Origin of the sequence: Haloarcula sp. JP-Z28 (genome assembly GCF_011440255.1) — an archaeon.
GTDB lineage: Archaea > Halobacteriota > Halobacteria > Halobacteriales > Haloarculaceae > Haloarcula > Haloarcula marismortui.
The window spans coordinates 1-4,836 of the sequence record NZ_JAAOHT010000127.1 but is presented as its reverse complement, the minus strand read 5'-3'; the positions used below and the strand labels follow the sequence as shown (position 1 = coordinate 4,836).

The following is a 4,836-nucleotide window of genomic DNA, read 5'->3' as shown; positions in this document are numbered from 1 at the left end:
CGGACCCGCCGCTGAGAACGGTTGCGGCGCGCCGGAACGGCGAGGTTCCCAGCTGGACCCATGCCTGAATCGTCGGATGGGCCGCCAGATACTTGCTGTAGCCGCCGCTGTCGACGAACGGCTCGAACTCGTCGAATCCGCGGTCGTACCCCCAGTGGTCGGTGAGAAAGCCGTTGGCGGCGTTGAACCCTGCCGTCTCGACACCGGCATCGGACACCTGCTCGGCCAGCGTCGGTGTTGACGCCAGACCGATGTCTTCGCTTTCGGTGAACACCGATCGCGACCCGTGAATGCTAGGGAACGAAAACGGCGTCCAGTTCCCCTGTGCCACGGCGTTTTCGAAGACGACGCCCGAGTCGGCGAGGGAATCCATGACTGGGGAGACGCTGTCAGTACCACCCAGTGCGTCGGCCCGCAGCGAGTCAACCGTGACTAGCACCACGTTCTGGGGTTCTGAAGCCGTCATAACCGACCCACCTTCCCCCTCACTCGCAATGTTACCGACGTATCGCGTCCACAGACCGGGGGTTGCACCCAATGCGTGCCACCGTATTTTCTCATACCCCCTATACCAGACACTGAATACTGAACGTTCCGGATAAATTCAGAGCGGTATAATAGAACCATACGCTAATAAGGTAGAATTAAACCCCTTCTGCGATAATGTGCGCTTCAGAACATATTCGATGACCGACCGGATTCAGTTTCGAGCCTACGACAGCCGGGATGCCGACGCCGTCTGGCGCCTCCACGAGTGGGCGATGCGAGCGACCGGCAACCACCCCAGCGACATCCCCGGAACGTCGGACCTGAAAAACATCGAGACCCGGTATTTCGACACCGGCGGCGCGTTTCTCGTCGGCGTCGTGCCCGCCGTCGACGACGAACTCCCGGAGACGTTCGACGGTGGCCTGGCCGCGATGGGCGGGTTCCTCCCGAATGAAGTCGGGCACGCGGACGAGCGAACCGTCCCCGGCGCGGCCGAACTCCACCGGATGCGGGTGGCTCCGTCCCGGCAACGACGTGGCTACGGTCGTAGCCTCCTCCACAAACTCGAACAGCAAGTGGTCGAGCAGGGATACGAGGTCCTGCTTGCGACGACATCACAGAGCCAGCCCGCCGCGGTCGCGTTCTACCGCGACGAAGGATACCAAGAGGTAGACCAGTCAACACAGGGCGAGTACGAACTCGTCCACTTCGAGAAACGGCTCTGACCCAACAATCGGACGCGGCGTTCAGTCACCGCTGTAGGCGTCGTCGGTGTCCTCGCCGAAGGAGGTGTTGAGCCCGCCCGGGCTCTCCCTGTCTTGCTCACGCATACTCTGTCGCGTGAACTGCGGCTTGGCGCGGACGGCCTTTTTCGAGCGGAACGACCACCACAGCGCCAGTGACAGGCCGACAGTTCCAGCGATACCGACACCAGTGGCCGGCAGCGACGCCTGCGTGTACAGGAACGCTGTCGAAAACAGCGTGCTCGCGAGCAACATCCCGAGGATGAGCCGCTTGGTCATCGTCGCGAGCAAGCCATCGGAGTCCTCAATGTCGGCCTGTACGCGGAAGTCCTCCCGCTCGACTCTGTCGAGGGCGGACTCCAGTTTCGGCGGGATACGGACGGCCGACCGAGCGGCGTCGGACACTTCGGTCGCTCGGTCCTCGACGAAGTTCCGAACGCCCTCGGCGAGATACCCCTCCTCGCGGAGATAGTCTGTCGCGACGCCGATGAAGTCGAAGTCCTCGTCGAGGGTGACACAGACGCCTTCGACGACCGTGGCGACACGCAACACGAGCGCCAGATTCGCCGGCAGGCGAAGCGGGAATTCGTAGATGGTGTCCTCGACCTGCTGGATGATCTGCTGGACGCGGTACTGCTCGATGTCCTCGCCGCGGGCGTCGGCGATGGCCAGTTCCATCACGTCGCCCATCACCTGCCGGTCGGCCTCCGGCGAGAGCGTCCCCATCTCGATGAGGGCATCGAGGATGGCGCCGATGTCCTGATCGGCGACGGCGGCGTAGAAGTCGATGATCTTGTCCTGCACGAACGGGTCGACTCGACCGGACATCCCGAAGTCGTAGAAGACGAGCGTCCCGTCGTCTTGCACGGCGAGGTTCCCGGGATGTGGGTCGGCGTGGAACACGCCATCGTCGATAATCATCTGCAGGTACGCCCGCTGGAGCGTCTCGGCCAGCTCCGTCCGGTTGATACCGCCCGCGTCGAGGCTGTCGATGTCGTTGATCTTCGTGCCGGGGACGTACTCCATCGTCAGGACGCGCCGGGTGGAGTGAGACTCCTTGACTTCGGGGATGCAGATGCGGTCATTGTCCCTGAAGTTCTCCCGAATTTCGGTGAGCATCCGCCCCTCTCGCTGGTAGTCCATCTCCTCGCGGATGGTCTTCGAGAACTCGTCGGCGAGTGTCTCCAGCGAGAACGACCGAGAGTCGTCGATGAAATACATCAACAGCGGGAGCGACCAGCGGACGACCCGCAGGTCGGCCTCGACGAGCGTCTCGATACCGGGCCGGCGGATCTTGACGGCGACCTTTTCACCGTCGACCTCCGCCAGATACACCTGACCGAGCGACGCGCCGCTTATCGCCTCTCTCTCGAATTCATCGAAGCGGTCATCGACAGACCCCAGTTCGTCCTCGATGACAACCCGTGCCTCGTCCCAGTCCGCCGGTGGCACGCGGTCCTGGAGCTTGGAGAACTCCTCGATGTACTCCGGCGGCAGGACGTCCGGCCGCGTCGAGAGGATCTGTCCGAGTTTGATGAACGTCGGGCCGAGCGTTAGCAACGAGTCGAGCAGCTGCTGTGCACGTTTGCGACGCTGTTCAGGCGTGACGCGGCGCGATGAGCCGATCACGAAGAACCGCTTTCGGTCTCGTGCGTACGCGACCAACAGGGGCAGGAAGTGGCGTGCAACGACGAGGAACCGCCAGTACGCGCGAAGATTCACCGGCTTGCCACCTCTGAATCAGTCCCCGTCGATCGGGATTGTGGTGCTCGGTGCGGCTGTCGCCTTCGGCAGTCGGAGTTCGAGGACGCCGTTTTCCACGGTCCCCTCCCCGCCCTGCCCGGTCGTGTCCGGCGGGAGCGGAAGCTCAGCGTCAAGGAACACGGAACGGTCCTCGCGGACGAAAGTAAACTCCCCGGGCACGTCCTTGGTCCGTTGCCCGTCGATACGAAGGCGGCCCCCTTCAACGGTCACGTCGATTGTCTCCGCGGTCACGCCCGGCAGGTCGAGCACGAGCAGATATTCGTCCTCGGATTCGAGCACGTCCGCGAACACGGCGTCGGGAAGGTCCCGAAGCGCTTCACGCAGGGCAGACATACGCCCGTCTAGGTGGTACGCTGTGGTAAACCCGACGGTCTCTGCTACTACAGGAGTGTGGAGAAGAGGGCGACGCTGCCGACGATAACAGCGACGAGACCGAACACAGTTTCAGCGATAGCGCCCCGAACAATCCGTCGGGCGGTGCCACGCTCGCTGGTGTCGGAAATGACGAACACCGGCGTCGCGTTGCCGTCCCCGACAATAGCATCGACCAGATTGCTGCCCCACGCCGTTGCGGGGCCGCGCATCGCCTGGCCGTAGACGTACACATCCTCGCCAACGTCCAGCCGACGCTCGGTAAAGCGCTGTTTGTTCCCCAAGCTGATTTCTGTCACGAGCAGGTTCACGGACCCATCCTGTGCCTCGACGCCCTCCGTTCGCTCGACGTACGCAGCCAAGCGCTCAGGGAGTTCAGTTCCGGGAGAGACTGTCACCGACTGGGATTCGAACCGTACGTCCGCTCCGTCTGGGTTTACGCGAACGCGCGCGTTGCCGTCGTCCACGATGAAGTCGACGCCGTCCTGCCCCTCGTCTAGCGTCTCCCAGTTTGAGTGTTTGCCTGACGAGCGGTACTCCTCGACTTCGTAGGTGTATGCCAGACACTCGCTACCGGTAAAGGGGGCCGTGACGGTCCCGGCACCCTCGTTGGCGACAGCTGTGCCAGTGATTTCGACAGGACCAGTGTGCCCGTCGAGTGAGCGCACCGGAACCGGATCGTTCCGGAGGATGTGGAACACCGTTTTGAGTTCCCGGCCGCCGCGGAGGAGGACGAAACCGCCGATAGTCAGGAACACGATGCCAACCAGTTGCGGGAGGACCATACGTCGATGCCGGACCCGACCGAGAAAAAATATTCCCAGTTACGCCGTTCCACAGCCGGGACGCGGCGGGTGGATCAGAGCAACGTCCCCGCACGCGGCAGATGGCTGAAAGCAACGTCACCGGATGGCTGAAGACAGCGATACGCGGAGACACTGTCGCCACGCAGGGTACTTTTGCTACAGCGGCCGCTAGTACGGGTATGGCTGGCCCCTCGCCGTCGGACGCTGAGTCGCTCCCGCTGGAAACCGCACGCCGACGAATCGGCAGCGTCGCTGCGCCCATCGACCGAACAGACAGGATTCCGCTCTCCGTCGCCGTCGGACGTGTTCTGGCGACACCTGCGACGGCGAATGACCCTATCGAGGGAGCCGAAATCAGCGTCGGGGACGCCGTTTTCGAGCAAGGCCATCAGATACGACCCGGCGACGTGGGACTGCTGAGAGCCGCTGGAGTTTCCGAACTCCTCGTCCGCCAGCGACCGCAGGTAGGTATTCTACCGACTGGCGATGAACTGGCCCAGCGGGACGCGGGCGAGAGCCAGCAGGTCGAGACGGCGGGGTTCACGCTGGCACAGTACGTCGACCGCTGGGGCGGCAAGGTAACGTACCGGGACCCAGTCGCCGACGACGCGCCGGCACTCCGGATGGCGGTCCAGCGTGACCTCACCCGGGAACTGATCGTC

The 4,836-nt window shown here is 63.4% G+C and carries 5 protein-coding genes and 1 pseudogene; 2 read left to right on the top strand and 4 right to left on the bottom strand.

Annotated features, from left to right (window positions below; all coding sequences use genetic code 11):
• On the bottom strand, positions 1–466 hold a 466-nt coding region (locus G9463_RS23210; protein WP_165897942.1), incomplete at its 3' end, for a sulfatase-like hydrolase/transferase.
• A gap of 220 nt (positions 467–686) precedes the next feature.
• Between G9463_RS23210 and G9463_RS23205 the strand changes: the two genes are divergently transcribed.
• Complete coding sequence (locus G9463_RS23205) at positions 687–1,214, top strand: GNAT family N-acetyltransferase (protein WP_165897950.1); 528 nt, start codon at positions 687–689, stop codon at positions 1,212–1,214.
• Positions 1,215–1,235: 21 nt separating this feature from the next.
• Here the strand turns inward: G9463_RS23205 and G9463_RS23200 are convergent, their stop codons facing one another.
• Genes G9463_RS23200 through G9463_RS23190 form a run of 3 tightly spaced genes read right to left on the bottom strand, consistent with a single transcriptional unit; the run spans position 1,236 to position 4,153 of the window.
• Positions 1,236–2,954: an AarF/ABC1/UbiB kinase family protein gene (locus G9463_RS23200; RefSeq protein ID WP_121303481.1), complete on the bottom strand. Its 1,719-nt coding sequence runs from the start codon at positions 2,952–2,954 to the stop codon at positions 1,236–1,238.
• Positions 2,955–2,972: 18 nt separating this feature from the next.
• Positions 2,973–3,329, bottom strand: a complete 357-nt coding sequence (locus tag G9463_RS23195; RefSeq protein ID WP_004957670.1) for an Hsp20/alpha crystallin family protein — start codon at positions 3,327–3,329, stop codon at positions 2,973–2,975.
• A 47-nt stretch (positions 3,330–3,376) separates the two neighbouring features.
• Positions 3,377–4,153 carry a GIDE domain-containing protein gene (locus G9463_RS23190; RefSeq protein WP_011223798.1) on the bottom strand — a complete coding sequence of 259 codons (777 nt, stop codon included), beginning with the start codon at positions 4,151–4,153 and terminating at the stop codon, positions 3,377–3,379.
• Between the two features lie 200 nt (positions 4,154–4,353).
• On the opposite strand from G9463_RS23190, the pseudogene G9463_RS23185 reads away from it, so the two are divergent.
• Positions 4,354–4,836: pseudogene (locus tag G9463_RS23185) on the top strand (molybdenum cofactor biosynthesis protein); the annotation flags it as partial.

Coding starts and splice junctions, on each gene's coding strand:
- G9463_RS23205 (WP_165897950.1), top strand. CDS start 687: ATGACCGACCGGATTCAGTTTCGAGCCTACGACAGCCGGGATGCCGAC.
- G9463_RS23195 (WP_004957670.1), bottom strand. CDS start 3,329: ATGTCTGCCCTGCGTGAAGCGCTTCGGGACCTTCCCGACGCCGTGTTC.
- G9463_RS23190 (WP_011223798.1), bottom strand. CDS start 4,153: ATGGTCCTCCCGCAACTGGTTGGCATCGTGTTCCTGACTATCGGCGGT.